The sequence below is a fragment of the Candidatus Magnetaquiglobus sp. genome, assembly GCF_058402785.1.
In genome coordinates, this window is the sequence record NZ_JBZVFG010000004.1 from 85,479 (window position 1) to 111,393 (window position 25,915).

General features: G+C 61.6%; 22 protein-coding genes. 5 read left to right on the top strand and 17 right to left on the bottom strand.

The window, feature by feature from the left end; all coding sequences use genetic code 11:
• Positions 1-3 precede the first annotated feature (3 nt).
• The 4 genes from ACV4UY_RS02630 to ACV4UY_RS02645 all read left to right on the top strand — a co-directional run bounded on the left by ACV4UY_RS02630 (position 4) and on the right by ACV4UY_RS02645 (position 7,607).
• Positions 4-1,884, top strand: coding sequence for a GAF domain-containing protein (locus ACV4UY_RS02630; RefSeq protein WP_491606107.1), 1,881 nt, complete (start codon positions 4-6; stop codon positions 1,882-1,884).
• A complete protein-coding gene (locus tag ACV4UY_RS02635; protein WP_491606108.1) occupies positions 1,881-3,146 on the top strand; it encodes a TolC family protein in 1,266 nt (421 codons plus the stop codon). The genes ACV4UY_RS02630 and ACV4UY_RS02635 overlap by 4 nt, the downstream gene beginning before the upstream one ends.
• 29 nt (positions 3,147-3,175) lie before the next feature.
• Complete coding sequence (locus ACV4UY_RS02640; RefSeq protein ID WP_491606109.1) at positions 3,176-4,381, top strand: efflux RND transporter periplasmic adaptor subunit; 1,206 nt, start codon at positions 3,176-3,178, stop codon at positions 4,379-4,381.
• 106 nt (positions 4,382-4,487) lie between these two features.
• Positions 4,488-7,607: an efflux RND transporter permease subunit gene (locus ACV4UY_RS02645; RefSeq protein ID WP_491606110.1), complete on the top strand. Its 3,120-nt coding sequence runs from the start codon at positions 4,488-4,490 to the stop codon at positions 7,605-7,607.
• Here ACV4UY_RS02645 and ACV4UY_RS02650 read toward each other — a convergent pair.
• The 7 genes from ACV4UY_RS02650 to ACV4UY_RS02680 all read right to left on the bottom strand — a co-directional run bounded on the left by ACV4UY_RS02650 (position 7,576) and on the right by ACV4UY_RS02680 (position 12,270).
• Positions 7,576-7,863, bottom strand: a complete 288-nt coding sequence (locus ACV4UY_RS02650; RefSeq protein WP_491606111.1) for a cysteine-rich small domain-containing protein — start codon at positions 7,861-7,863, stop codon at positions 7,576-7,578. The genes ACV4UY_RS02645 and ACV4UY_RS02650 overlap by 32 nt on opposite strands.
• Positions 7,864-8,205: 342 nt before the next feature.
• Entirely contained in the window at positions 8,206-9,540 is a 1,335-nt protein-coding gene (locus ACV4UY_RS02655; protein WP_491606112.1) for a hypothetical protein, read from the bottom strand.
• A gap of 2 nt (positions 9,541-9,542) precedes the next feature.
• Positions 9,543-10,094, bottom strand: a complete 552-nt coding sequence (locus ACV4UY_RS02660) for a prepilin-type N-terminal cleavage/methylation domain-containing protein (RefSeq protein WP_491606113.1) — start codon at positions 10,092-10,094, stop codon at positions 9,543-9,545.
• A gap of 91 nt (positions 10,095-10,185) precedes the next feature.
• On the bottom strand, positions 10,186-10,632 hold the full coding sequence (locus ACV4UY_RS02665) for a type II secretion system protein (RefSeq protein WP_491606114.1): 447 nt from the start codon (positions 10,630-10,632) through the stop codon (positions 10,186-10,188).
• 26 nt (positions 10,633-10,658) lie between these two features.
• Positions 10,659-11,126: a prepilin-type N-terminal cleavage/methylation domain-containing protein gene (locus tag ACV4UY_RS02670; protein ID WP_491606115.1), complete on the bottom strand. Its 468-nt coding sequence runs from the start codon at positions 11,124-11,126 to the stop codon at positions 10,659-10,661.
• A 141-nt stretch (positions 11,127-11,267) separates the two neighbouring features.
• The gene (locus tag ACV4UY_RS02675) at positions 11,268-11,702 is read right to left on the bottom strand and encodes a prepilin-type N-terminal cleavage/methylation domain-containing protein (protein WP_491606116.1); all 435 of its coding nucleotides are present in this window, start codon (positions 11,700-11,702) and stop codon (positions 11,268-11,270) included.
• A gap of 163 nt (positions 11,703-11,865) precedes the next feature.
• Positions 11,866-12,270 carry a type II secretion system protein gene (locus ACV4UY_RS02680; RefSeq protein WP_491606117.1) on the bottom strand — a complete coding sequence of 135 codons (405 nt, stop codon included), beginning with the start codon at positions 12,268-12,270 and terminating at the stop codon, positions 11,866-11,868.
• Between the two features lie 199 nt (positions 12,271-12,469).
• On the opposite strand from ACV4UY_RS02680, the gene ACV4UY_RS02685 reads away from it, so the two are divergent.
• The gene (locus ACV4UY_RS02685) at positions 12,470-12,979 is read left to right on the top strand and encodes a CCDC90 family protein (RefSeq protein ID WP_491606118.1); all 510 of its coding nucleotides are present in this window, start codon (positions 12,470-12,472) and stop codon (positions 12,977-12,979) included.
• A gap of 34 nt (positions 12,980-13,013) precedes the next feature.
• Here ACV4UY_RS02685 and ACV4UY_RS02690 read toward each other — a convergent pair whose 3' ends face one another.
• The 10 genes from ACV4UY_RS02690 to ACV4UY_RS02735 all read right to left on the bottom strand — a co-directional run bounded on the left by ACV4UY_RS02690 (position 13,014) and on the right by ACV4UY_RS02735 (position 25,898).
• A complete protein-coding gene (locus ACV4UY_RS02690; protein ID WP_491606119.1) occupies positions 13,014-13,601 on the bottom strand; it encodes a hypothetical protein in 588 nt (195 codons plus the stop codon).
• A 6-nt stretch (positions 13,602-13,607) separates the two neighbouring features.
• Positions 13,608-14,831 carry a type II secretion system F family protein gene (locus ACV4UY_RS02695; RefSeq protein ID WP_491606120.1) on the bottom strand — a complete coding sequence of 408 codons (1,224 nt, stop codon included), beginning with the start codon at positions 14,829-14,831 and terminating at the stop codon, positions 13,608-13,610.
• A gap of 5 nt (positions 14,832-14,836) precedes the next feature.
• Positions 14,837-16,798 (bottom strand): GspE/PulE family protein, encoded by a 1,962-nt coding sequence (locus tag ACV4UY_RS02700; RefSeq protein WP_491606121.1) that lies wholly within the window; start codon positions 16,796-16,798, stop codon positions 14,837-14,839.
• A gap of 3 nt (positions 16,799-16,801) precedes the next feature.
• Positions 16,802-19,177: a PEGA domain-containing protein gene (locus ACV4UY_RS02705; protein WP_491606122.1), complete on the bottom strand. Its 2,376-nt coding sequence runs from the start codon at positions 19,175-19,177 to the stop codon at positions 16,802-16,804.
• A gap of 38 nt (positions 19,178-19,215) precedes the next feature.
• The gene (locus ACV4UY_RS02710; protein WP_491606123.1) at positions 19,216-21,267 is read right to left on the bottom strand and encodes a secretin GspD/PilQ domain-containing protein; all 2,052 of its coding nucleotides are present in this window, start codon (positions 21,265-21,267) and stop codon (positions 19,216-19,218) included.
• Positions 21,268-21,732: 465 nt separating this feature from the next.
• A complete protein-coding gene (modC, locus tag ACV4UY_RS02715; RefSeq protein WP_491606124.1) occupies positions 21,733-22,815 on the bottom strand; it encodes a molybdenum ABC transporter ATP-binding protein in 1,083 nt (360 codons plus the stop codon).
• Positions 22,812-23,492, bottom strand: coding sequence for a molybdate ABC transporter permease subunit (gene modB, locus ACV4UY_RS02720; RefSeq protein WP_491606125.1), 681 nt, complete (start codon positions 23,490-23,492; stop codon positions 22,812-22,814). The genes modC and modB overlap by 4 nt, the downstream gene beginning before the upstream one ends.
• 13 nt (positions 23,493-23,505) lie before the next feature.
• Complete coding sequence (modA, locus tag ACV4UY_RS02725; RefSeq protein WP_491606126.1) at positions 23,506-24,246, bottom strand: molybdate ABC transporter substrate-binding protein; 741 nt, start codon at positions 24,244-24,246, stop codon at positions 23,506-23,508.
• Positions 24,247-24,263: 17 nt separating this feature from the next.
• Entirely contained in the window at positions 24,264-25,052 is a 789-nt protein-coding gene (locus tag ACV4UY_RS02730; RefSeq protein ID WP_491606127.1) for a TOBE domain-containing protein, read from the bottom strand.
• Positions 25,053-25,175: 123 nt separating this feature from the next.
• The gene (locus ACV4UY_RS02735; RefSeq protein WP_491606128.1) at positions 25,176-25,898 is read right to left on the bottom strand and encodes an ABC transporter ATP-binding protein; all 723 of its coding nucleotides are present in this window, start codon (positions 25,896-25,898) and stop codon (positions 25,176-25,178) included.
• Positions 25,899-25,915 lie beyond the last annotated feature (17 nt).

The following is a 25,915-nucleotide window of genomic DNA, read 5'->3' on the forward strand; positions in this document are numbered from 1 at the left end:
GCCATGCGTGTCCTCTCCCACTGGTTGTTGAATCACGGACGGATCGCCATCCTGCTGATTCTGCTCGTGGCGGTGGCGAGCGGCATGTTGGCTGGCAATCTGTTCCGGTCGGTGATGGAACGGGATTACCGCAACCAGCTCGATGGCAAGACGCAACGCGAGGCGATCGGTCTGGAACTCGAGACCATGCGGGGACAGGCCATGGGCGTGACCTCCCTGCTGGGGCTCAACGAACCGGTTCTCAAGGAGTTGGTGACCGGCAAACGTTCGCAAAACGACCCCGAGGGGCTGGCGCGCATGCAGGTGGCGCGGCTGATGCTCGATGCCGACGGGGTGTACGTGATGAACAACGAGGGCAAGATCGTGGTCCACGAGAGCGATCACGAATCGAGCGTGGGCAAGAACATCAAGTTCCGACCCTATTGGCAGCAGGCCATGGCCGGCAAGGAGAACGTCTATGCCGCGGTCGGTTCCAAGACGCTCGAACGTGGCCTTTATGTCGCGGATGCCATTTATACCGGCACCACCCGGCAAGGGACGATCATCGGCGTGGTGGTGATCAAGCTGTTGGGAGACTATCTGGATCAGAAGATTGCCGTGCCGGGCACCCTCTCCCTGTTGCTCTCCCCGCAAGGGGTGGTCTTCGCGACCACCGAAAAGGATTGGCTTTTCCGGCTCAACGGGGATCCCACCCCGCGCCAGTTGGAGGAGATCGCCAAACTCAACCAGTTTGGCAAGAGTTACGAAAAAGGCAATGTCCCCCACTCCCTGCCATTCGATGTCTATCGGGAGGAGATGATCATCGGCGAGAGGCGCCATGCCCGCGCGATGGCGCCGGTGCGTTGGAACGATCCCGCCGGCGATTGGTCGTTGGTGCTGCTCGGCGATCTGGAGAGCGCCACGCCCTTGGAAGAGAGGCTGCTGGTGATCTTTCTGGCCGGATTCGGGGTGTTTGCCTTGCTGTTCATGGGGTTGCGCGCCATGCGCGAGTCGCGTGCCAAGCGGGAGGCGATGGCCAAGACCCACGAAGCCGCGGAGAAACTGGTGGTCGAGGCGCGCACCAGGAGCCGACATGCCGAATTCGCCGTCACCTTGCAGCAAGCCCGGGATCTGGAAAGCCTGAGCCGCAGCTGGTTCGGTCAGTTGAGTCAATTCTTTCCCGTGCATCAGGCCACCCTGTATATTCTGGAGGGAGAAGGCGCCGAGGCCGGTTTGACGCGGGTGGGTCGGTTTGGCGATGATCAGGCTCCCGAATCGATTCGTCCCGGCGAGGGGTGGTTGGGGCAGTGCGCGATCGACCATCAACCGATGGCCTTCAATCTCCCCGAGGAGGGATTCTGGAAGATCCAGTCCGGGCTTGGTTCGGTGTCGCCGCGCTCGTTGCTGATCCTGCCGGTCCTGCGTGGCGAACGGCTGCTCGGGGTGCTGGAACTGGCCTCCCTGGATGCCATGTTCGGGGCGCATCTGCGTGAAATCCTGGAGATGACCCAGCAGTTGGCGGTCAACCTGGAGATTCTGTTGATCGCCCGGCGCACCGAGGAGACCCTGACCGGAGCGCGTCGTTTCAAGTCCTGGCTGTTGGAGCTTATTGACGGCATTCCCGATGCGGTGGTGGTGGTCGATGGGGAGGAACGGATCCGGATGGCCAATCGTCCGGCCCACCTCCATTGGGGTGTCGAACATCCGGGGGACGGGTCCGTCTCGTTGACCGATCTCATTCCAGGGGGATGGGCAGGCGAGCCGATCGGCACCCATGACGTGAAAAATCGCGCCGGAGTGCTGGTCCCGGCGCATCTGGAGACTTTTTCGGTCCCCGATCATCCGGATTGGGGGGCGTGCAAGGGGATTCTGATTCGAAACCTTGGGGAAGATTGGATGCCATGAGAGCTGTTTCGATCGCATTATGCGCGGTGACGATGCTGATTGGCGCATTGGAGACCGTTTGGGCGGATGCGGTGACCCCGGTGGGGGCATCGGTCGGCGAACTGTTGGAGCTGGCCCGGCGCATGAATCCGGAGTTGGCCGCCGCATCCCTGGAGCGTGATGCCGCCAGGGCGCGGGTGGATGGATCGGACGGTTGGCCGGATCCGAAATTTCAGCTCACCTTCGACGACATCTCCCGGAACGATGCCGGCTGGCCGAGCCGCACGGCCATTTACAAATACACCCTGATTCAAGAAGTTCCGGGCTGGGGCAAGCGTCAAACGAAACGGGAGATCGCCGAGGCCGGTCATCGGGAGGCCGAGGGGCAGTTGCAGGAGCGGGTGGCCGAGGTGGTGATGCGCATCAAGAGCGCCTATGCCGACTATCACCGGGTTCATCTCTCCATGGATGCCACCTCGGAGTTGATTCAGGTGATGCGCGCGTTGGTGGAATTGGCGAGGGTGCGGTATGCCCAGGGGATGGGCGGTCAGTCCGAGGCCACTTCCGCCGAGGCGGAACGTGGGGCGATGAGCGCGGAGTTGGCGCGCATGGAGAAGGAGCGTCATCGGATTCGCGCCCGGTTGAATGCGTTGGTGAACCGCTCTCCAGACGCCCCTTTGGTCGAGCATCCTCAAATGCGTCCGATCCCTGCGGAGGAGGCGTTGCGATTCCTCCCGCTTTTGGAGCGGGCAATGGAGTTCAATCCGGGTTTGAAGATGAGTCAGGCCCGTCTGGAGGGTGCTCAGGGTGAGAAGCGACTGGCCGGCAAGAACTGGCTGCCGGATCTCGAACTGGGTTTTGGTCTGGTGGATCGCAAGGACGAGGGGATGAAGGACGGTTTCGAGGCCATGGTGAACCTCAATCTGCCCGTGGTGACCGGTTGGCGTCGGGCTGGGGAGAGGGAAGCCGAGGCGAAAACGGGAGCAGCGCGGGAGCGTTGGAACGCGGCCCGCTTGCAACTCGAGTCAGGTCTGCGCGAGGCATTGTTGAGCCTCGAGGAGGCCAGGCAGGTGGAAAAGACCGCCGACGAGGTGTTGTTGCCCCAGGCGCGGGTGGCGGTGCGCTCCTCCCTGAAGGGGTACGAGACCGGCATCACCGAGGCAAGCATGGTGTTGGACGCGGTGCAGCGGTTGAAAAAATTCCAGATCGAACGGCTCAAGGCGCAATTCGATCAGCAGGTTCGTTTGGCCGAAATCGAACGGTTGGTGGGAGGAGATTTATGAACAGGGCCGGATCCGGACGAATGCCGTTCATGAAGATGGTCTGGTGGGTGGTGTTGTCTGCGATGCTGGCCCCGCCATCTTTGGTCGAAGCGGGCGATGCCGAGCGAAAAATCCTTTATTATCGCAATCCAATGGGCCAGCCGGACATCTCGCCCACCCCCAAGAAAGATTCGATGGGCATGGACTACATCCCGGTCTACGAGGATGAGATGGCCGGGGATGCCGGATCGGGCGCGGTTCGCATCAATCTGGACAAGGTGCAGAAGCTGGGCGTCAAGACCGAGGTCGCCGTGAAGCGTTCCTTGAGTCGCGAGGTTCGTGCCGTGGGCGCGGTGAGCGTGGACGAGCGCCGCTTGCGGGTGGTCACGCTGAAGTATGAGGGGTGGATCGAGAAGTTGCATGCCGATGTCACCGGTCAGAAGGTCAAGAGCGGTCAACCGCTCATGGAGGTCTATGCCCCGGTGGTGTTGCAGGCCCAGCAGGAGTATCTGGCGGCGTTGCGTGCCAGCGAGGCGTTGAAGCAGGCGGATGTCGAAACCCGGCGCACTGCCGACGATCTGGCCGAGGGCGCCTTGGCCCGGCTTGGCAACTGGGATTTGCCCGCGAGTCGGATTCGGCAGTTGGTCGCGCAGCGGGTTGCCACCCGCACCGTGACCATTCCGTCGCCGGTTTCCGGGGTGGTGATCGAGAAGAGTGCCGTGCAGGGGATGCGTTTCATGCCTGGCGAGATGTTGTATCGCATTGCCGATCTGTCGGTGGTGTGGGTGTTGGCGGACGTGTTCGAGCAGGATCTTCCGTTTGTGCGGGAGGGGCAGGAGGTGGAGGTGATTTTGAACGCCCAGCCTGGCAAGAGTTTTACCGGCAGGATCGCCTTCATTCAACCGATGCTCTCTCCGGAGACGCGCACCGCCAAGGTACGGGTGGAGTTGGCCAATCCGGACGGGCAGTTGCGACCGGCGTTGCAGGCCACGTTGCGATTGCAGGTCATGTTGGGCGAGGGATCGATTTCGGTGCCGGATTCGGCGTTGTTGGACAGTGGGGCGCGTCAGGTGGTGCTGGTGGAGCGTGGCGAGGGGTTGTATGAGCCGCGTGCGGTGCGTGCCGGAGCCAAGGGTGGTGGGTATGTGGAGATTCTCGAAGGGTTGATGGAGGCGGAGAAGGTGGTGGTGCGCGCCAATTTTCTCATCGATGCCGAAGCGAATCTGAGGGCGGCGTTGGGCCATTTTTCGCACTGATGCCGCGCCAAGAGTGACCCCGTTGCGGGGGACCGGGGACCTTCGGCCCCGGTCCCCCGCAACGGGTTTACCGAACCCTTTCCACCCTCACCACCCCGAGGCCCGCATGATCGCCGCACTCATCCACTGGTCTGGCCGCAACCTCCTCCTGGTCCTGCTCGCCACCCTGTTCGTGACCGCCGCCGGCATCACCGCCCTCACCCGCACCCCGCTCGACGCCATCCCCGATCTCTCGGACGTGCAGGTGATCCTCTATACCGACTACCCCGGCCAGGCCCCGCAAGTGGTCGAAGATCAGGTCACCTACCCCCTGACCACCGCCATGCTCTCGGTGCCACGCTCCAAACTGGTGCGCGGATTTTCGTTCTTCGGGACCTCGTTCGTTTATGTGATCTTCGAAGACGGCACCGATATCTATTGGGCACGCAGTCGCGTGCTCGAATACCTCAACTTCGCCGCACGCCGCCTGCCCACCGGCGTCACCCCCACCTTGGGACCGGACGCCACCGGCGTCGGCTGGGTCTATCAATACGTGGTGCTGGCCAAGGAGAAATCCCTGGCCGAACTCCGTACCCTGCAAGACTGGTATCTGCGCTATCATCTCGCCAAGGCCGAAGGGGTGGCCGAAGTGGCCAGCGTCGGCGGCTACGTGCAACAGTACCAGGTGATCGTGGATCCACAACTGTTGGAAGGGTTCAAGATCCCCCTCTCCACCGTCACCCGCGCCATCGCCATGAGCAACCGCGATGTCGGCGGACGGGTGGTGGAGATGGCCGAAACCGAATACATCGTGCGCGGCAAGGGGTATCTGCGCGGCATCGAGGATATCGAAAAAATCGTCTTGAAAGAGGAACGCGGCACCCCCATACGCCTGCGCGACGTGGCCCGCGTGGAACTCGGACCCGACGAACGACGCGGACTGGCGGAACTCAATGGCGAAGGCGAGGCGGTGAGCGGCATCGTCATGCAACGCTTCGGACAAAACGCCCTGGCGGTGATCCGCAACGCCAAGGCCAAGATCGCCGAAATGGCCGGAAGCCTCGGGGAAGATGTGCGCATCGAGGCGGTGTATGACCGGTCGGAGCTGATTTTGCGGGCCGTGGAAACCCTCAAAATCACCCTGATCGAAGAGAGCCTGATCGTGGCTGCGGTGTGCGTGATCTTTCTGTTGCACATTCCGAGCGCCTTGGTGGCCATTCTCATGCTGCCGGTCGGGGTGCTGATCGCCGTCCTGCTCATGAACGCGTTGGGCATGACCTCCAACATCATGAGTCTGGGCGGCATCGCCATCGCCGTGGGCGCCATGGTCGATGCCGCCATCGTGATGATCGAAAACGCCCACAAACACCTGGAACGCGCCCCGCCCGACACCCCGCGCGCCGAGGTGCTGATGAAAGCCGCGGTCGAGGTGGGGCCGGCGTTGTTCTTTAGCCTGCTGGTGATCACCGTGTCGTTCCTGCCGGTCTTCACCCTGGAAGATCAGGAAGGAAGACTGTTCAAACCCCTCGCCTACACCAAGACATTCGCCATGGCCGGAGCGGCGTTCCTTTCCGTGACCCTGGTGCCGGTGCTGATGCTGCTGTTCGTGCGCGGCAAGATCATGCCGGAACAAAAAAATCCCCTGAACCGCCTGATGATCTGGCTCTATCGCCCGGTGATCCGCCTGGTGCTGCGTTTCAAACTCACCTTTATCCTCATGGCCGTGGTCACCCTGGTGGCCACCGTGGAACCGGCCAAACGAATCGGCGCGGAGTTCATGCCGGCCTTGAACGAAGGCTCGATCCTCTACATGCCCACCACCCTGCCCGGCCTGTCGATGACCAAGGCCGAAGAGCTGATCCAAACCCAGGACAAGATCATCAAAGGGTTTCCGGAGGTCGCCTCGGTGCTCGGCAAGGCGGGACGCGCGGCCACGGCCACGGATCCGGCCCCCACCGAAATGTTCGAAACCGTGATCACCCTGAAACCCGAGTCCGAATGGCGATCGGGCATGACCCTGGACAAATTGATCCAGGAGATGGACGAGGCGTTGCGCATGCCCGGCATCAGCAACGCCTGGACCCAACCGTTGAAAGCGCGCATCGACATGCTCTCCACCGGCATCCGCACCCCGATCGGCATCAAGGTGTTCGGCAAGAGCCTGGAAGAGATCGAACCGATCGCCCAGCAGATCGAAGCGGTGGTGCGTGAGGTGCCGGGCACCACCAGCGCCTATGCCGAACGGGTGATCGGCGGCTATTATCTGACCATCGATCCGGATCGGGACGCCATCTCCCGCTATGGTCTGACCATCGGCGATTTGCAAGAAACCATCCTCACCGCGTTGGGCGGCGAGGCGGTCACCACCACGGTGGAGGGTCGCGAACGGTTTACGGTCAACGTGCGCTATCCGCGCGATTTTCGTTCCGATCCGAACGCCATAGCCCAGAGGGTGTTGTTGCGGGCGGAAAACGGCGCCTCGGTGCCGTTGGGACAGTTGGCCGCCATACGTCTGGAGAAAGGACCGGCCACCATCCGTACCGAGAACGCCCTGCCGGCGGTCTACATCTACATCGACATTCGCGAGCGGGACATCGGCGGCTATGTGGCCGATGCGCAAAAGGCGGTGCGGGAGGCGGTGCAGCTTCCGCCGGGCACTTTCTTGCAGTGGAGCGGCCAGTTCGAGTACATGGAGCGGGCCAAGGAGCGGTTGCGGATCGTGGTGCCACTCACCATTTTCATTATCTTTGTCTTGTTGTACATCAACTTCGGCAAGATCGCCGAAACGCTGATCGTGATGCTGTCGTTGCCGTTCTCGCTGGTGGGCGGCATCTGGCTGATGGATGCGCTGGGGTTCAACTGGAGCGTGGCGGTGGCGGTGGGGTTCATCGCGCTCGCCGGAGTGGCGGCGGAGACCGGGGTGGTGATGTTGATCTATCTGGAGCATGCCTGGGAGGCGATCCGCGCCGAGCGGATCAAGGAAGGCGTTCCGGTGACGCGGGACGATCTTTATGCCGCGATCATGGAAGGTGCGGTGGAGCGGGTGCGACCGAAGATGATGACCGTGGTGGCGATCATGGCGGGTTTGGTGCCGATTTTGTGGAGCAGCGGCACCGGTTCGGAGGTGATGCGGCGCATTGCCGCCCCGATGGTGGGCGGCATGGTTTCTTCGACCATTCTGACGCTGGTGGTGATTCCGGCGATTTACGCGTTGGTCAAAGGTATTCGCCTGGCCGGGAGAAGATGAAATCCATGACCACCTCGTAGGCGTCTTCGGTGGCGGTGGTGGTGCAGTGCGAGCAATCCTTGATGCCGGACTCGAGCCAGATGGGGGTTCCGGGACAGTTTTCGAAGGTGTAGAGCGGACAGAAGCAGAAGAGGCAGTTCAAATGTTTGCCTTCGGGCAGGTCGTGGCAGGGAAAATACTCGCACGAACGGTTTTCGAAATAGCGGTGGCTGTTGGGGATGGGATGGGGTGGAGAAGAGGGTGAAGGCGTGGTCATGGTGGTTCATTCCAAAGTTGGCATGGTGCCGTAAACTGTCGCAGAGGTCCGGGGACCGAAGGTCCCCGGCAGAGATTTGGAAACGGCGTTTCCAGGATTTTTCCTTTGATTTTGCCTTTGGCGCGCTCTTGACGAAAGCGTTTTTTCGCGCCTTTTGCGAAAAAAAAACGCCGCGCGCCGTCTTGGTGTCAGGCGCGTTGGTGATGATCAGGCCAACCCGGCGCTCAAAACAGAAACGGGGGCCGAAGCCGTGGTGCTTCGCCCCCCGTTGGGATGCCACGTTTTTTTGCTTGTCATCCCCCTGAAACCCTCAAACGAACGCTCCAGGGTCAACCAGACTGCCTACAGGTTCTCCACCCACTTGCCGACCTTCATCTCCGGCTTGGCGGTCGCCGCGGTGCCACCATCCTCGACGCCCAGATAGGCATCCACCAGTTTGAACCGCTTGCCGTTCACCACCATCCTGTAGATCTGGGCGGTATCGAACGTTCCCAGCTTGAAATGCAGCTTGCCCTCGGACAACTTGCAATCCGAATCCACGGTGCCGTTGCATTTCATGGAGGTGGAGGTGGATGTCCAGTTGTTGTTCACATAGTGCCGGCAAATGATGGTGTTGTTCGTGTTGTTCAACTCCACCTGGCTTGAACCTTCGCTGTTGTCCCCGCAGTAGATTTGACGGGTGCGATAATACCCTTCGTCCACGCCGATAACCAGGCTGAACCTGCTGTCCGAATAGACCGGCAGGTTGAAGGTGGCATGGAACCACACCGGTTGTCCGTTGGTGTTCGGCAGGGTCAATGTTCGGTTGGCCAACTTCTCGATCTGTGTGTTGGGATTCCAACCGCTCGAATTGGTGCCAAAGGTCACGATCCCATTGGCCTGGGAATCGATCATATACTTGCGATCCCAGTCGTTGTAGTTATCCCCTTTGAACAGGTTGCCGGTGTTCTCGGGCCCCGATTCGCAGGTCACCACCTGGGTGAGGGTGCGCGATTTTTCGCCCGTCGAGGTGTCCTGGGCGGTCACCATCCAGTAGTTGGCCGAATCCTCTTCGGCGCTGTACTCTCCACCCGTCATGCACCTGGAATCCCAGTTGTTGTGATGACGATGCAGCGGGCCGTGACAGTGCTTGCGATGCCACTGCACCTTTCGCCAGTGCTCCCGCTTGTCCGCATGGAGCCAGTGGTGATGGCGGTATTTATGGCCCATGTGGGATTTTAAATACCAGTACTTCAGAAAATACTTGCCCTTGTATTTGTGCCAATAGGGGTGATGGGTCCCTTCCGGATCGTCTTTTTCGTTCTCGGCCTGGGTGACATCCTCGTCCGTTGGCATCATGTCATCATCGAAACAGGTGCCGTCCATGGGACAGAAGATCAATTTGAAACTCTTGCCTTCGCCCAGGGTTTGCGTGATCACCGTGGAACCATCGTCTCCTTCCGGCACGGCCCCGGCCACCTGACCGGGGTCGCACTCCGCATCCTTGAACTGCTTGAGACCGATCTGCAAGGCAGATTCGGCGATGTTGAACGACTTGTTGCCACTGGTATACTTTGCCGCGACCTCCGTGCCGCTCACCTGCATCTTGGACAGGGAAGCACCCACGGCGGCCACGCCCGCCAACATCACCATGGCAATGACAACAAGCGCACCCCTTTGTCCCGCGTGCGCGTTCATGATCAGGAACTCCTTACATAAACTGAACTTCGAAAAGGTAGAGTGACCGTCTCATTATCCGGAAAGCGTTGAAACACCGTGAAGGAGACGGTCACCAGGCCGGGTTTTTGCGGCGCGGGTTGTCCCGTGCCGTCACAGGTAGGCACGACAAAACGCAGACTGTCTGCCTGGACATTCGCGCCCAGCAGCCAATTCACGTTGTCGTTGTTGTAGGTCATGTAGATGGAAGGGGTGGTCGTATTGATCTGATGGAACTTGACCGTGCGACCGTTGTTGTCGATCAATTGCAACGCCTTGCCATTGTCCAGTCGGGTGACCTGGTTGCATTGGGTGTTTCGCAACTCCTTGAGGATGCGTTCCATCACGATCTGTCCGCCAAGCGACAGCGGAGCGATGGCTTGCGCGGTCGCCATGGCATTGAAGGCAGAAGTCAAGGCAACAAGACTCGTCCCGGTCACGATGCTCAAGATCACGATCGTGATGACCATTTCGATCAGGGTGAACCCTGTTGATCGTTGGCACCTTCTGCCGAGTTTGCCGTCATGATTCGACATCGCTGGAACTCCTGTTTCCGTGAAACGCCTTGCGGGAGTTTCACGCCTGGGTGATGAAGGAATCCCGCATCGTGCCAGTCTGTTCAGGATCTTAAAGATCTGAACTGTAAATGGTGTACGAGAACAAATTGTCACTCGTACCCGTTTTCCTGACACTTACCGTGATGCATTTGAATGCTTCGCCATTGTACTCCTGACCGGTGCAAGGCGTTGGCATTTGTCCTGGAATCATGCCCTCGATCTGCACGAAGCGATCGAAGCGCAACTGTCCGCCGACATCGATCCCATACTCCGGCGGGAAATTGGCTTCGATGAGATTGCCAAAGCCAACTGGAGGTTGGTAGCCATTGACCGACTTCAAGGTTTCAACCATCTCCCAGCCCAGGTAACTCGCCTGCATCCCTTCATTCATGACATGCAGGTTGGAGAGCACGTTGTTGTAGAGCGGAATGAGCCCTGTTGCGGTGATTCCGGTGATCACGATGAACAGGATCAGCTCGAACAAAGTGAAACCGGCTGATTTTCGAGGTCCGCGCATGGTCGATCGCTCCTTTGCCACGATCATCACAACCGAATGACGGCACCGGTGTAGCCGATGACGCGGATGGTCACTTCCTCTCCATCCATGCTCAAACGTACATCCTGGTTGAAGGTCACCTCCGCGTTGTTGGCCACGGGTGCGCCCCGACCGTTGAAGGAGATGCGGAAAGGTTGGATGGTCACCCGATCCAGTTTCGTCGCTGGTCCATCCAGGAGAACCCCCAGATTATCCTCGATCCGATAGGAGTCGGATCCGACGTTCTGGATGGTGTAGGTGAGGTTCTTCAGACTCGTCATGGACTCGGCCTGGGCGCGGCGGATGTCGTTCATCAACAGGTCCGCCTTGGACCTCAAGGTCAGGTCGCCCTGCCACTTCGCGCCCGTGACGATGGCCAGAATCCCCATGATGACCATCACGATGATCAGTTCGATCAGGGTGATCCCGCGCTGCCGATCCATGCCGTGGACCCCCCGACGGGGGTGCCACGGCATGGCGGTTGCTTGCCGATCAGGCCGGTTGCCCGGACCACGGAGCGGGCTGAACCTCGACAAGGGTGATCGGTCCTCGGACATGTGTGCATCTCCTTTCGAACCAAACGTGCGCCGACCGTTCACCCTCGTCCATCCGGCAGGTTATTGCACGGTCAAGGCCGCCGTCGCCCGTCCGGTCGCGGTCTCCGCAGAGACGGTGATGGTGTAGGTTTTGCCATCCTTGCCGGTGTGGGAGAGGACCAATCCGTTCTGGGTCCATCCGGCGGGAAGTCCACCGTCAAGAGTTGCGAGCAGTGTTGGACCGCTGGTGATGGCGACCGCATCCGCCTTGCCGGCCTTGACCGCCGCGAAGTTGGTGGCGGTCGCGGAGTTGATCGCCGACAACACGCCATTGGCCGCCGCCGCCTCGGCCTCGGTGCTGAGATCCGTGAACTTGGGCACGGCCACCGCCGCCAGAATGCCCAGAATGACGATCACCATGATCAACTCGATCAGGGTGAAGCCCGCCTGACGGATTCGCCGTGGACGGACCTCTTCTGGTTGTTGTTCTTCGGTGTGTTGTTGGAGGGTGTTCATGGTTGGGTACTCCTTGTTTTTTCTTGCTGAGGTTTGGCCCGGGTCGCAACCCAAAAGCCCGATGAGGTCTCCTGCTTCAAAAATCCACCCCGCCGCGGCGGAATGGTTGGACTTTTCATGCAGGAAACCGATTGTGAACAAAGATACACCCATTGCGGGATTTTCACCAGTTTTTTGAGAGTGTGGCCTTGTTGGTTTCGCTCTCGCCGCCGGTCACGGCGATGGCATAGAGCATACCGGATTTTCCCTGGAAACTCAGGGTATTGCCAGAATCGTTCCAACCCAGTGGCCGGCTCTCCATGGCCTGGATCAGGGTGGCCCCGTCGATGATCCGCGCGGCCCCCGTCCGACCCGCGCGCACCGCCGCGAAATTGATGCCCGTGGCCGATTGCGCCGCCGCATACACCCCGTCCGCGGAGGCCTTTTCGGCTTCCTGGTTGAGATCGACCAGTTCTGGCGCGATCATGGCCGCGAGGATGCCGATCAGGACAAGAACGATAATCATCTCGATCAGGGTGAAGCCGCTCGCCCGACGCGCTGCTCCCTGAAGGTTCGAGACATGACCCATGGAGACCCCCTGATACCGAAAACAGACTGAAATAACGTTCGTTCACCAGCATAGCATTTCTTGTGACAAAATGCATAGGCTTTTGTGAAATGTGTCAATTTTGCAGATTTTTCCATTCAGGGGTGCTCCCAGAATGCTGGAAATCGAACTGGGGATCTGTTAGTCTGACCACACGGCCACCTGAATGAAGGAGACGTTCATGTCCAACGCCCACGCCATCGCTTTCGATACCCTGGAGTTCATCGAGCAACTCAAAACCTGCGGGGTTCCCGAGGAGCAGGCCAAGGGACATGTCCGCCTGTTGACCACGGTGATCAGCCGCCTGGACCAACAGGTCGATGCCCGCATCGACGAATTGGCCGCCAAACGGGATCGTCAGACCGAAGACCGGCTGGAAACCATCGCCGATCGCAACGAACAACAGATCAAGGGACGGTTCGACGGCTTGGCCACCCGCCAGGAACTGGAGTACAAAATCAAGGAATTGGAAATGCGCATCGTCAACACCGAGGCGACGTTGCGCAAGGATATCGTCAACCTGGAAGGGTCGCTGCGCCAGGAGATGAAGCAACAAGAACTGCGCATGGTGATCAAACTCGGCGCGATGTTTCTGGCCGCGCTGGGAATCCTGCGTCTCTACCCCCTGCCGGTGCAGTACGTTCCCCCGGTTCCGGCGGTGCAGATGGTGGTTCCGGCACCGGCGAAATAATCGGTCTGCCGCGACGAAAGCGTTCGTCTGCCGCTCAACCAGCCCCGGCGCGCCACCAGAACCGCAGCAACAACCCCAACGACACCGCACCCCCAAGGGCCAGCGCACCGGCCATGAGTCGGGGTTTGGCCCGCATCAGATTCAGGAAATACCCGCGCCAACGGGCGCGCCAACGGGCCAGATCCACCGGTTGGTTGGCCCAAGCCTCAAACCCCTTGAGTCCGCTGGGACGGATCAGAATCAGCACCCCGGCGACCAGGGTGAAAAAATTCCCCAACGCCACGAACAGCAACAGACTTTCCCACAACCAGGCCTGGAACCCGCCCGAATTCTGGATGGATCCGGCGAGCAGCGCCAAGCGGCGTCCGTAAGCCCCCATGGCCACCAGGGTGGCGAACGAACCCAACACGATGCCGGCACCGAACCAGCGGTGGTTGCGATAGACGAACCGCTCGATCCGCACCGGTCTGGAGAGCGTTTTCAAGGCCTCTGCCGCCGGACGCTCCAGGGTGGTGTTGGCGTCGGGATTCAAGAACAGCCAGGCGCCCAGCACCAGCCCGGCCAGGGAGCCGATCCCGGCCAACAGGAGCAGCAGCGCCAACAAGAGGGAGCTGAGGCCCATCGAAATCTAGTGTCGCGCCTTGTTCATGGCCGCGGAACTCATGTCCCACATCGGCATGAAGATGCCCAACGCCAGAACCAGCACCATGGCGCCGATCACGGTCAACAGGATCGGCTCGATGGCGGAACTCAACCCCTTCACCTCGTATTCCACCTCGCGTTCGTAGAAGTCGGCCACCTCGGTCATCATCTCCCCCACCCCGCCGGTCTCCTCGCCCACGGACACCATCTGCAACACCAGGGGCGTGAACAATCCGCTGTTGTAGGATGCCTGGGTCAGGCTCTCGCCCCGTTCGATCCCCTCGCGCATGCCGGCGATTCTTTGTGCCATGAAGGCGTTGTCCACCGCGTCCTCGACCGCGGCCAGGATCTGGATCACCGGCAATCCGGCGCGGGAGCCCATCGAAAAGGCCCGTGCGTAACGGGCCAGGGTGGCCCGGTTGATGATCGAGCCGACGATGGGGAGTTTCAGGCGCTGCCCGTCCCACCACAGCCGTCCATCCGTGGTCTTGATGTAAAGCAGAAACGAGTAGACCGACGAGGCGATCCCCACGAGAATCCACAGCGCATACTGTTGCACGAAGGCGGATGTGGCGAGCAGGATCCGGGTGGCCAAGGGCAGATCCGCGCCCATCTTGGAGAACATGCTGGCAAAGTTGGGGATCACGTAGTAGTTGACCGCGAACATGGCCAGAACGATCGCCGTGACCACGAAGGTGGGATAGCGCAACGCGGTCTTGATCATGCGCCGGGTGTTTTTGTCCACCTCCATGTATTGATAGAGCTGGAGAAACGACTCCTCCATGCGTCCGGTCTCCTCGCCCATGCGGATGATGCGGGTGAAGAGCTTGTCGAAGATTTTCGGGTGCTCGTTCATGGCCACGGAAAGCTCCTTGCCGGATTGCAGCTCCTCGATGATCTTGACCATGGCCTGCTTGAGTTTTTTGTTGTGGGTGCTCTCCACCAACCCCTGAAAGGAGCGCACCAGCGACACGCCGGATTTGGCCAGGGTGTACATCTGCCGGGCGAAAAGGATCTTGTCATCCTCGCTGGGCCACTCCACCATGATTTCCAACTCGAGCGACGCGCTCGAGGTTTGGACCTCATGAATCTCCAACGGCTCGATGCGGCGGTTGAACAGTTGTTCGATCACCGCTTCGTGGTTGGCGGCGTTGATCACCCCATCCACGGATTTGCCTTCGATGCGACCCACGAAACGGAATTCGGGCATGAGAATCAGCGCTCCTTGTCGGTACGGGCCGCCGGGGTACTCTCCACGCCCGCCATTCCGTCCGACTCCGCAACGTAGGAATCTTCTTCGTCCTCGACATCGGTGACCAGGCGCATCACCTCCTCCAGGGTGATGATGCCGCGCAGGGCATACTCCAGGGCCACTTTGTGCAGGGGCTGGAAACCGGGTTGAGCCTCGGCCAGACGCATGAAGCCGGTGGTATCGTTCGAACGCAGCGCCTCGGCCAGATTGCCGCGCATCTCCAGCAACTCCACCACCGCGATACGTCCCCGGTAACCGCTCTGGTTGCATTGCGGACATCCCCGGCCACGACGGATACGCGCCCCGTTGGCACGCTCGCCGAGCAGACCGCGCAGCAGGATCGTCTCCCCGGCATCCGCTTCCACGCTTTCAACGCAGTCCTGACAGATGCGTCGCACCAGCCGTTGCGCCAGGATGCATTTCAAGGCCGAGGCCACGGCATACCCCTCCACCCCCATCTCGACCAGACGGATCGCGGTGGCGACCGCGCTGTTGGTGTGCAGCGTGGAGAGGACCAGATGGCCGGTCAGGGCGGCGCGAATGGCGATCTCGGCGGTCTCCTGATCGCGCATTTCGCCCACCAGCACGATATCCGGATCCTGACGCAGCACGGTGCGCAGCACCTTGGCGAAGGTCAGACCGATGCGGGTGCGCACCTGCACCTGATTGATGCGCGGCAGGCGATACTCCACCGGATCCTCGACGGTGATGATCTTTTTGCCAGGGGAGTTCAAGGCGTTCAACGCGCCGTAGAGGGTGGTGGTCTTGCCGCTTCCGGTGGGTCCGGTGACCAGGATCAGGCCATGGGGCCGGCTGAGCAGATAGCGGAACCGTTCGAGCATTTTCGGTTCCATGCCGACCATCTCCAGATTGAGATTGTCCGCGGATTGGTCCAGAAGACGCATCACCACCGATTCGCCATCCTGGATCGGCAGCGTGGAGAGACGCACATCCACGCTCTTGCCCTTCACCGAGATGTTGAAGCGTCCATCCTGGGGAAGGCGTTTTTCGGCGATTTCCAGACCGGCCATCAGCTTGAGTTTGGAGACCAGAGCGGGGGCGATCCGTTTTTCGTTGACGATCTGCTCCTGCAACACCCCGTCGATGCGCTGGCGGATGCGCAACACCTCGGCATCGGGTTCGATGTGGATGTCCGAGGCGTTCATGCGCATCGCATCTTCGAAGAGCGATTGCAGAATCTTGACCACCGGGGCATCGATCGCCATCTCGGCCTGGACGATCCCCTCGAGGTCGAATTCGCTCCGTCCGACCTCCTCTTCCAGGGCGGCGGCCTGTTCGTGGATTTTTCCTTCGCCGCGATACAGCAGATCCAGGGCGCGCAGCAGCTGACTCTCGCTCACCAGGGCCAGATGCGGGGATTGACCCAGCAGACGGGTCAGTTCGTCGAAGACGAAGATATCCGTCGGGTCGGCCATGCCCACCCGGGTTCCCTGGGCATCGCGGGTGAGCACCACGGCGCGGAAACGACGCGCGGTGGCCTCCGGCAGCAGTTGGACCACTTCGGTGACGAACGGGAATTTTTTCAGATCCACGAACGGGATGTGCAGCTGATTGGCCAGGAACTCGGCGAACTGGAGTTCGCTTAAGATGCCCAGTTGGGCGAGGCTTTGGCCGAGTTTTTTTCCGGAGCGTTTTTGTTCGGCCAGGGCGGCCTGGAGTTGTTCGGAGCTGATGATCTTGGCCTCGACGAGTTTGTCGCCGATGCGCAGTTTCTGGCGTTGCCGGTTCAGAAAATTCTGCAACGCCTGCTCGGTCACGAAGCCGAGATGGACCAACGCCTCGCCCAACTTGGCCCCGGTCTTCTCCTGATGGGCCAGGGAGAGCCGCAACTGCTCGGCGGAAATCAGTCCGGATTCGACCAGGACATCGCCGAGGCGGGGTTTGTTGGGCGGAGGCAAGGCCATTTGCTACAGTTTTTCAATCCTCTTGCGCACGAAGTTCTGCAATTTGAGATTCAGATCGCCGCTGGCCAGGGATTTTTTGTAGGCCCGCATCGCCTCGGCGTTCTCATCCACCTTCTCGAGCGAGATGGCCATGCCCATCTGCCAGAGTCCTTTGTTAGGATACTTCTTCAAAAGCGCTTCGTACAGGTCTATCGCCTGCCAATGTTCTTCGCGGCGCTGATAGAGGGCGGCCAGGAAGGCGGCCAGATTGGGATCCTCGTCGGCCAACGACGTATCGCCCCGTCCTCCGGCGGCCTGACGCAACAGATCCAGGGCCTTGTCGGCCCGGTTGCTCTCCACCATGATGCGCGCCATTCGTCGCACCGCCGCCTTGTGGCCGGGATCGGCCTTGATCACCTGCTGCAACAACCCCTCTTCGCCCTCGCGATCACCGGCCTCCTTCTTGACCACCGATTGCTGATAGGTGCGTTCCACCCAGGCGGACTGATCGGCGGCGATCCTGGCCCCATCGGTTTTCGCCCCACCCTCGCCCTTGCGTTTTTCGGACGGACGAGCCGGGGCGGGACGGGACGATTCGGCCATCACATCCCTGGCCGTTCCGGTCATGGCCGGTTCCGGAGGATGCAGCGCCACCTCCTTGCGGGCATTCAACAGATGGTCCTTGTCCGGCTCGCTCCCGCCGGCCATCGAGGCGACCACCTCCTTGGTGACCGGATCGGGCTGCCCGGTCGGCGTCAAGCCCGGATCGGCCACCGTGATGCCTCCCGGCGCGGATCTGGACTCCGGTTTGACTCCCTTGGCGACCGGCTTGTCGGCTTGCGCCACAACCGGTTTTTCGCTCCGCTTCTTTTCAGGCTGGGCAGTCTCGACCGGTTTGCTCTGGACCGGTTTGGTTTCGACCAGAGCCGACTCGGACGGCTTGACCGGCGCGCCATCGACCGCCGTGCCGACCGGTTCGGAGTTGCGCGGTCCAGGCGGCACGGCGGGAAGCGGTCCCGGAACGACGCTGGCCGTCTCCATGACAGGCTCGGGCCAGGTCGATGCGTGCTCCCGGTTGGGCGTTTTTGCATCGGTGCTCGCCAGGGAGGTCGGCGCGGGGTTTCCGGCTGCGTTCTTGCCGTCACCGGAAACCGCCGGGGATCTCTTGTCGCCGGCACCCTGCGAAGCGTCCACGTTTGAGGAGTCGGTTCCCTTGACGGCGGATGGCGTCACCTTGGCGTTTCGCGTGGTGGTCGCCACCTCGGGACCGGTGAAGGCATCGGAGCGGGCCACATAGAACTCCTTGACCTTCTCCTGATCCTTCTCGTACCGCTTCAACGCCTCCAGCGCCTGCCGCGCCTGGGGCAGATCGGTGAATCGACCCACCCGCACGCTCTGCCACATCTTGGACGGATCCTTGACCCCATACAGCTCCAACACATAGGCATCGTAGCCGCGCTTGCGCCACAAGGCGGCGTTGCGGATCGCGCTGTCCCGATCCACGAAGGCGGCCAGCTGAATCGCATACGAAAAATTCAGATTGTCCGAGGCCGAGGCATCGGGCTTGCGCAACAAGGCCGCCAGTTCCGGATCCTTGGAGATCTCGCGCACATCCTGGGCCGTCACCCCGGCCATGTCGGCCTCGGTGGGAATCTCCGGCTTGCGCGTGCGGGAACTTCTGTTCGGTCTGGAATTCTCCTCCTTGGTTTTCTCGACGCCGGCCTTCTCCGTGCCGGTCTTCTCCGTGGAGGGCTTCTCGGCACCGGACCTGGCCAGGTTTTTATCCGTCGGTTTGCTGCTGGCGTGGCCCTTGTTTTCAGGCGGATGGGTGATCACGTTGGCCAGTCGCAAACTCCCGTCTTCGCCACCCGCGAGCCTGACGGGTCCATTCGTCGCGACCGGTTCCGCGCCCTCCGGCGGGGTGTCCCGCTTGACTCCGGCCATCGGCAGGGTCTCGGGTTGCAGCGAGACGCGGAAATCCACCTCCTTGGCCACCGCCACCTCGAGCGGTGCGTTGAGATCCTGGAAACCGTTCTTTTTCAACGTCAGGGTGACCGAACCCGCGCCCCACTGAAAGCGCAACGGGGTCACGCCCACGAAGCGCCCATCCAGCAACACGCCGGCTCCAGCCGGTTCGCTCACCGCGTGGATGGTGCCCAAGGCCCCGGATTGGGTCTGGCTCGTCCCGACCGGCGAATCGCCGATCATCGTCACCGGGGTTGCGTTCCCCTTGACATCGATCCGATCCAGAATCAGCGGTCCGGCGGTGATCACCACCACTGCGGCGATCCCCCAACCGGCCCAGGAGCGCCAGGATCCCGGACGCTCCCTTCCAGCGGCGGCGGGCGCTTCCAGGGCGCGCACCGACTCCTCGCCGATCGTGACGGACGGCTCCAGCACGGGCTTCGTCGCTTTTCCAAACATCTTCGTCATCAGGCTCACGGTTCCAGACTCCTCATCCGCTGCGAAGACCCATTCATCTCCCAAGGCTGCCAACTGCGCGGGTCGCGCTGCATGCCACCGATCCGCTCCACCGCGCGGTTGCGCTCTTTTTTCCAGTCATGCCGCGCATCGATCACCAGCGGACGGATCAGAATCACCATCTCGCTTTTGTACCAACTCTCGCGCGCCTTCTGGAACAACGCTCCCACGCCCGGCAGATCCCCAAGCAGCGGCAGTTTGTCCACATCGTAGCGCTGCTCCTTCTTCAACAACCCACCGATCACCGCCAACTCGCCACTTTCCACCCGGATCACGCTGTCGGTCTCGCGGGTGCTGCTCCAGGCCATGGGGATCGAGTGATACTTATCCTTGATCTTGAAATTCTTCTCCTTGTCCTGCACGCTGCGCACCATGGGATGCACATGCAGGGTCACCATGTCGTTCTCGCCGACCTGGGGGGTCACATCCAGGGCGATGCCGTTGAACATCGAGGTGAAAACCGGCGTCGGATCCACATAGGAGGCCGTTTCACCCGCCCCGCTCGGGGTATCCATGCCGGTGATGAAGTAACCATCCTCGCCCACCTTGATCACCGCCTTCTGGTTGTTGATCGTGGCGATGCGCGGGCTCGACAACACCTGCACCTTGCCCTGCTTCTCCAAGAGTCCCAAAAACGTGGTGAAGTCATGCATCCGGAAGGCCAGACTGAACGGCGTTCCGGCACCGGCCTGGGAGCCGACGAACCCCTTGGTGAAAAGCGGATTCAGGTCCAATACCTTCGGATCGTCGCTGGTGCCGGTAATCATCTGCTGCTTCTGGCTGCTGACGAAGGTCTGGGCGTTGTAGGGCTCCGAGGCCAACGGCGCGAACCGGTCGCTGCCCAACCCCTTGTTGATCGCCAGCCAGTCGATGCCGAACTGGAAACCATCGTTCAGCTCCACCTCGAGGATCTTGGCTTCCAGAATCACCTGCCGTTGACTGCGTGTGCGCAGATCGTTCAAAAAGGCATCGATCTCGGCCAACTCCTTGGGGAAGGCCCGTACCGTCACCAGACCGGCCTGACGGTTCAAGATCACGCTTTTGAGATCCTGACCCGCATTGATCGGCATGGAGGTGGTCTGCTGCCCCTTCTTTTCGCCCTTGTCGGCGCCATCCTGGCCCGCCACCGGCGTTGTCACCGTGACCGAATCGCGCTTGCGCATGATCGTCTGGGAGACCTCGCCCTTGTTGTTGATCGTCTCGTTGATCGAGTCGATGGCCAGATCCATCTTCAAGATCGCATGGATGGTGCTTTCCAGATCCTGCCAGAAATCCGACCGGTAATCGGTCTCCACCGAGGTGCCGGTGTTCTGGGTTTCGCTGGATTGGTTGGTTACCCTGCGATTCTCGGAGTTGGTGGTCGATTGGGTGTTGGTGGACTCCTTGCCCGTACCCGACGAGACCTGGGTATCCGTCCGTCCGCCGCGCCTCACCGGCAGGAAATCGACCCGATAGGTCTTGGTCACCAGACGCCACGGAAAGATCTTGAAGCCACGAATCGATCCGGAGCGATCCTCGGCGAACGAATGGCAGTCGTACTGGTACATCTCGCAGGCCACTTCGACCACCTCGTCCACCATGACCCGCTTCAACTCCAGGGTGATCGCCCCCTTGACATCCGGATGAACCACCATGTTGATGCCCGGCGAGTTCTGAACCAGGCTCATGAAGAACTCCCGCGCCTCCACCCCGCTCACGTTGACATCCAGTCGCGGCATGGGCGGTTCGGCGGGCGTGGCGGCGGGTTTGGCGTTCGCGGGGGGATCCTCCTCGAGCAACTCCTTGAACACCGTGAAGGGAACCTCTTCCCGTCCGCTCCCGTCCGCCCCGCCGTCACGTTTGCGCGAGACCCCTTCCACCTCTTCCATCATGCTGTCGATGGCGCTCTGGAACTCCTTTTTCACCGACTCCTCGCGTCCCGGTTCCTGACCGGCGGCATCGACCGCGGTGGACTGGGGCGTGCAGGCCACGCACAGCCATCCCAACCCGCCCAGGATCAAGCCAGCCATGCGCGAACGCCACCCGGTCACTGGCATCTTCTCCGATCGGCAAACGGGTGCGACGCGACGGACATCACGATCTCTCGCCAATATATTGACGACACGGCGCGCTGCTTGAAGCACCGATATGACCTCTTGAAATCGAAATTCACGGCCTCGAGTCATCCGGGTTGAAATCTTGATCACCAACAGGCGCACAGGTATCCAGGTTATGGATGGAGAGCGCAATCCGGTTTAATGCAAGAATGATTCCAACCGAATAAAGAAAAACAAACGACCGTTTCCCCCGGCGATCCGCCGGGATGGGCGGACAGGCGGCATGTTTGGAAAGGAGTTGAGCGATCAACAAGATGAAGGGTGGAGCGGATGCGAACGCTTCCGGAATGTGCCGTTTTTATAGAACGTGCGGGAGGGGGTGTGCATGGGGCCCACTCCCGCACCCGCCCACGCCGGGCTTTCAGGAGTGGGGAACCGTTATTCGATCACGGCCACGGACTTGACCTGCACCCAGACCGGCTTGCCGGGGGTGAGTTCCAGATGGGCCGCCGAACGGCGGGTGATGCGTGCCACGAGCGGGGTCTCGCCGACCAGGACGCGGGCCAGCGCGTTGGCCGGGTGTCGATCCCCGGCCAGGACGCTCACCACGCCGGGCAGGATGTTCTGGATGCTGGTGTGGGCATGGTGTTCGAGGGCCAGGCTGACATCCCGGGCCAGAACGCGCACCCGTGCCCGCTGGCCGATCGCCAGACCGTGATCGCGAATCCACAATGACCCGCCCGGAAAGTCGGCGCGGCAGAGCTGCCAAGGTTCGTCACGGGCGCCGATCACCGTCTCCAACACCACGCCGCTCTCCTCGCCGAGTCGCACCGGCGGATCGAGTCGCGCCAGGGTGGCGCCCAACGGCCCCTCGGCCACCACCCGCCCCGCCTCCAACACCACCAGATGATCGGCCAGACGGGCCACCTCGTCCGGTGCGTGACTGACGTAGACCATCGGCATGGTCAACTCCCGGTGCAGCCGCTCGAGAAACGGCAGGATCTCCCGCTTGCGCGCCATGTCGAGCGCGGCCAGGGGTTCGTCGAGCAGCAGCAGCTCCGGCGAGACCGCCAGGGCACGGGCGATGGCCACCCTTTGCCGTTCCCCGCCCGACAGGGTGGTCACCCGTCGTTCCAACAACCCGTCGATGCCCAGCAGTTCGATGGCCCGATCCAGAGGCACGCGCCTGAGCGGCTCGGGAACCCGTTTCAGACCGTAAAGCAGATTATCCTGGACATTCAGATGCGAAAAAAGGGCGGAATCCTGGAACACGTAGCCGATCGGACGGCGATGGGGTGGACGGAAGAGTCCCTGCGCGTCGTCCTGCCAGGGAGTTCCGCGCATCGCGACGCGACCACCCGACGGACGCTCCAGACCGGCGAGAATGCGCAACAGGGTGCTTTTTCCCGATCCCGACGGGCCGAAGAGCGCGGTCACTCCCCGATCGGGCCAGGCCAGATCCACCTCCAGGGTGAAATCGCGCCGCACCAGCCGACAGGCCACCTGGATCGTGTCGTTCATCCGCGTTGTCCCGAACGGTGCACCCCATTCAAAACCAGCAGAACCAGAAAGGAGAAGAGCACCAAACCACCCGCCAGGGTATGGGCATGAGCGTACTCCATGGCCTCGACGTGGGCATAGATGCGCACCGAAACCACCTGGGTGGCGTTGGGAATGTTGCCACCGATCATCAACACCACGCCGAATTCGCCGACGGTGTGGGCAAAGCCGAGCACGATGGCGGTGACGAAGCCTGGCCGTGCCTGCGGGATCGCCACGGTCAGGAAGGCATCCAGCGGCGAGGCGCGCAGGGTGGCGGCAGCCTCGAGCGGACCGGATCCGATGGCCTGAAAGGCGTTGTGAAGCGGCTGGATCACGAACGGCAGGGAGTAGATCACCGAGGCGACCACCAGTCCGCCGAAACTGAAAGGCAGAATGCCCCAGCCAAGGGCATGGGTCAGACGGCCCAACCAGCCGTCCGGCCCCATGAAAATCAGCAGATAGAACCCCAACACCGTGGGGGGGAGGATGATCGGCATGGCGACCAGGGCCGAAATCGGCCCTTTCCACGCCGAGCGGGTGCGTGCCAGCCACCAGGCCAGGGGGGTGCCGAGCGCGAGCAGCAGCAGCGTGGTGACCGTGGCCAGCTTGGCGGTCAACCAGAGCGCCTGCCAGTCGGAGGGGTCGAGCCAGGTCACCGCGTCAACTCGCTCATTCGTAGCCGAAGGTGGCGATCATCGCCCTGGTGGCTGGAGCGCGCAGATGGTCCAGCCAGGCATGGGCGGCGGGATTGTCCCGTCCCTTTTCCAGCAATACGGCCTCCTGAAGGATGGGTCGGTGCAAACCGGCGGGCACGATCCAGGCGGAACCCTCGGAGATCTTTCCTTCGCGCATCACCTGGGAGAGTGCCAGGAAGCCCAACTCGGCACTGCCGGAGGTCACGAACTGATGGGTCTGGGCGATGTTTTCGCCTTGAACGAATTTGGGACGCAACCGCTCGACCAGGCTCCGTTTTTCCAGAACCTCCATGGCCGCGGCACCATAGGGGGCCAGTTTGGGATCCGCGATCGCCAGATGCTCGAACGCACCCTTGCCCAGCACCTCGCCCTGGTCATCCACCCATCCCGCCCGCCTGGACCAAAGCACCAACCGCCCGGTCGCATAGACGAACCGGCTTCCGGAGACCCCGACCCCTTCGGTTTCGAGTCTGGCCGGAGTTTGGGCGTCGGCGGAAAGCAGCACGTCGAATGGGGCGCCATTTTTGATCTGGGCATACAGCTTGCCGGTCGATCCCGCGGACAGGGCCACCTTGTGACCGGTCGCGGCGGTGAAGGTTTCGACGATTTTCTGCGCCGGCGCGCTGAAGTTGGCCGCCACCGCCACCTGTATCTCATCCGCCGTGGCGTTGGAGATCAAAAGAACCCACAACCATGCAACCCGTGCGATCGTCATGCGTGCGACTCCCTGGTTCATGGCGTGACCGCCAGAATGATGTGCGAGGCCTTGATCAACGCGCAGGCGCGCGCGCCCACCTGGAGCCCCAACTGGCGGATGCTGTCGTTGGTGATGATCGCCGCCACCGATTTGCCACCGGGAAGATCGATGATCACCTCCCCGTTCACCGCCCCCTCCACGCAGCGCGTCACCACCCCGCACAAACGATTGCGCGCGCTGCTTCGGAAATTTTCATCCGTGGTCACGATCACCCACGGGGCCTTCACCAGGGCATGCGCTTCGACGCCCGGTTCCAAGGCCAGATTCTCCACGCTGGTGTTGGTGATGATCGCCACCAGCGCGTCTCCACCACCGATATCCAACACCACCTCGGCATTCACCGCCCCGCGCGTCACCTGGACGACGCGACCCAAATATTGATTGCGCGCACTTGTTCGCATCTCAAACCTCCGCATCCGTTGATAGGCCTGAAAAAAACGATTGAATGCCCTCCCGCCTCCCTCCATGGCCGCGATGAAGGCCTGAAAATCTCCGTCCATGTCACGCATGAAGGCGAGCACCTGTCGGCCCCGATCCGTCAACCGGGTTCCACCACCCGAGGCCCCTCCGATGCTGCGTTCCACCAGCGGCGTTTCGGAGAGATTGTTCAGAGTCTCCACCGCCTCCCAGGCCGATTTGTAGGAGATTCCCATCGCCTTGGCCGCGGCCTGCATCGAACCGAGGGTGTCGATCCGACCGAGCAACTGGAGCCGGTCGAACCGCCGTCCCGTTGAAAAAGGGGAGCCCACCGATTTCTCGCTCATCGTTATCACCTTTATGTATATAACGCCGGATAAACGGATGTCAACCCAACATCGCGTGGGGTGTCCCGAAAGGGTGTCATGCACACGCGATCACGTCCCGGTCCGACACCAGGCGATTTCCCCTCATCGCGCATCTTCCACCAGCCGTCCCTCCTCCAGAAACAACACCCGGTCCGCCTGGGCGGCGAAGTCGAGGCTGTGGGTCACCATGATCAGCGTGGTTCCCTCCTCGCGCACCATGGCGGTCATCAGGGTCATGATCCCGCGGGCGGTCTTGTGGTCGAGATTGCCGGTCGGTTCGTCGGCGCACACCAGCATCGGACGGTGGATCAATGCCCGTGCGATGGCCGCCCGTTGTCGCTCCCCGCCGGAAAGCCGGTCCGGAAAGGCCGCCGCGCGCCGTTCCAGACCCACCCGCTCCAACAGTTCCAGGGCGCGCCGCGTCCCCTCGGCGTCATCGGTCCCGTTCAACGCCAGGGGAAAGCGGACATTCTCCAGCACCGTCAACGAGGGGACCAGGTTGAAGAATTGAAACACGAACCCGATATGCCGGCGGCGAAACCGGGTGCTGGTTTCGTCATCGAAGGCGGTGGACTCCTCGTTGCCGATGAAGATCCGTCCGCGATCCGGACGATCCAGCCCGGCGATGAGGTTGAGCAGGGTGGTCTTGCCCGAACCGCTGCGCCCGACCAGCGCGGTGAGCGTCCCGCGTTGGAAATCGGCGTTCAGACCGGTGAGGATCGGCACCAGGCCGGCCCCCTCCTCGACATAGCTCTTTTCGACTCCTGTCAGGCTGACCAGGGGAGCGTCGGCAACGCTCCCGGCACCCGGGGTATCTCTTTTCATGTTCGAATTCGTCCGAT

Excerpts from the sequence above, each read along its gene's own strand:
- ACV4UY_RS02655 (WP_491606112.1), bottom strand. The coding sequence starts at position 9,540 with ATGAACGCGCACGCGGGACAAAGGGGTGCGCTTGTTGTCATTGCCATG.
- modC (WP_491606124.1), bottom strand. The coding sequence starts at position 22,815 with ATGAACGACACGATCCAGGTGGCCTGTCGGCTGGTGCGGCGCGATTTC.
- ACV4UY_RS02690 (WP_491606119.1), bottom strand. The coding sequence starts at position 13,601 with ATGGGCCTCAGCTCCCTCTTGTTGGCGCTGCTGCTCCTGTTGGCCGGG.
- ACV4UY_RS02700 (WP_491606121.1), bottom strand. The coding sequence starts at position 16,798 with ATGGCCTTGCCTCCGCCCAACAAACCCCGCCTCGGCGATGTCCTGGTC.
- ACV4UY_RS02735 (WP_491606128.1), bottom strand. The coding sequence starts at position 25,898 with ATGAAAAGAGATACCCCGGGTGCCGGGAGCGTTGCCGACGCTCCCCTG.
- ACV4UY_RS02710 (WP_491606123.1), bottom strand. The coding sequence starts at position 21,267 with ATGGCTGGCTTGATCCTGGGCGGGTTGGGATGGCTGTGCGTGGCCTGC.
- ACV4UY_RS02650 (WP_491606111.1), bottom strand. The coding sequence starts at position 7,863 with ATGACCACGCCTTCACCCTCTTCTCCACCCCATCCCATCCCCAACAGC.
- ACV4UY_RS02640 (WP_491606109.1), top strand. The coding sequence starts at position 3,176 with ATGAAGATGGTCTGGTGGGTGGTGTTGTCTGCGATGCTGGCCCCGCCA.
- ACV4UY_RS02630 (WP_491606107.1), top strand. The coding sequence starts at position 4 with ATGCGTGTCCTCTCCCACTGGTTGTTGAATCACGGACGGATCGCCATC.
- ACV4UY_RS02680 (WP_491606117.1), bottom strand. The coding sequence starts at position 12,270 with ATGGGTCATGTCTCGAACCTTCAGGGAGCAGCGCGTCGGGCGAGCGGC.
- ACV4UY_RS02670 (WP_491606115.1), bottom strand. The coding sequence starts at position 11,126 with ATGCCGTGGCACCCCCGTCGGGGGGTCCACGGCATGGATCGGCAGCGC.
- ACV4UY_RS02675 (WP_491606116.1), bottom strand. The coding sequence starts at position 11,702 with ATGAACACCCTCCAACAACACACCGAAGAACAACAACCAGAAGAGGTC.
- ACV4UY_RS02635 (WP_491606108.1), top strand. The coding sequence starts at position 1,881 with ATGAGAGCTGTTTCGATCGCATTATGCGCGGTGACGATGCTGATTGGC.
- ACV4UY_RS02685 (WP_491606118.1), top strand. The coding sequence starts at position 12,470 with ATGTCCAACGCCCACGCCATCGCTTTCGATACCCTGGAGTTCATCGAG.
- ACV4UY_RS02660 (WP_491606113.1), bottom strand. The coding sequence starts at position 10,094 with ATGTCGAATCATGACGGCAAACTCGGCAGAAGGTGCCAACGATCAACA.
- ACV4UY_RS02645 (WP_491606110.1), top strand. The coding sequence starts at position 4,488 with ATGATCGCCGCACTCATCCACTGGTCTGGCCGCAACCTCCTCCTGGTC.
- ACV4UY_RS02695 (WP_491606120.1), bottom strand. The coding sequence starts at position 14,831 with ATGCCCGAATTCCGTTTCGTGGGTCGCATCGAAGGCAAATCCGTGGAT.
- ACV4UY_RS02730 (WP_491606127.1), bottom strand. The coding sequence starts at position 25,052 with ATGAGCGAGAAATCGGTGGGCTCCCCTTTTTCAACGGGACGGCGGTTC.
- modA (WP_491606126.1), bottom strand. The coding sequence starts at position 24,246 with ATGACGATCGCACGGGTTGCATGGTTGTGGGTTCTTTTGATCTCCAAC.
- ACV4UY_RS02665 (WP_491606114.1), bottom strand. The coding sequence starts at position 10,632 with ATGCGCGGACCTCGAAAATCAGCCGGTTTCACTTTGTTCGAGCTGATC.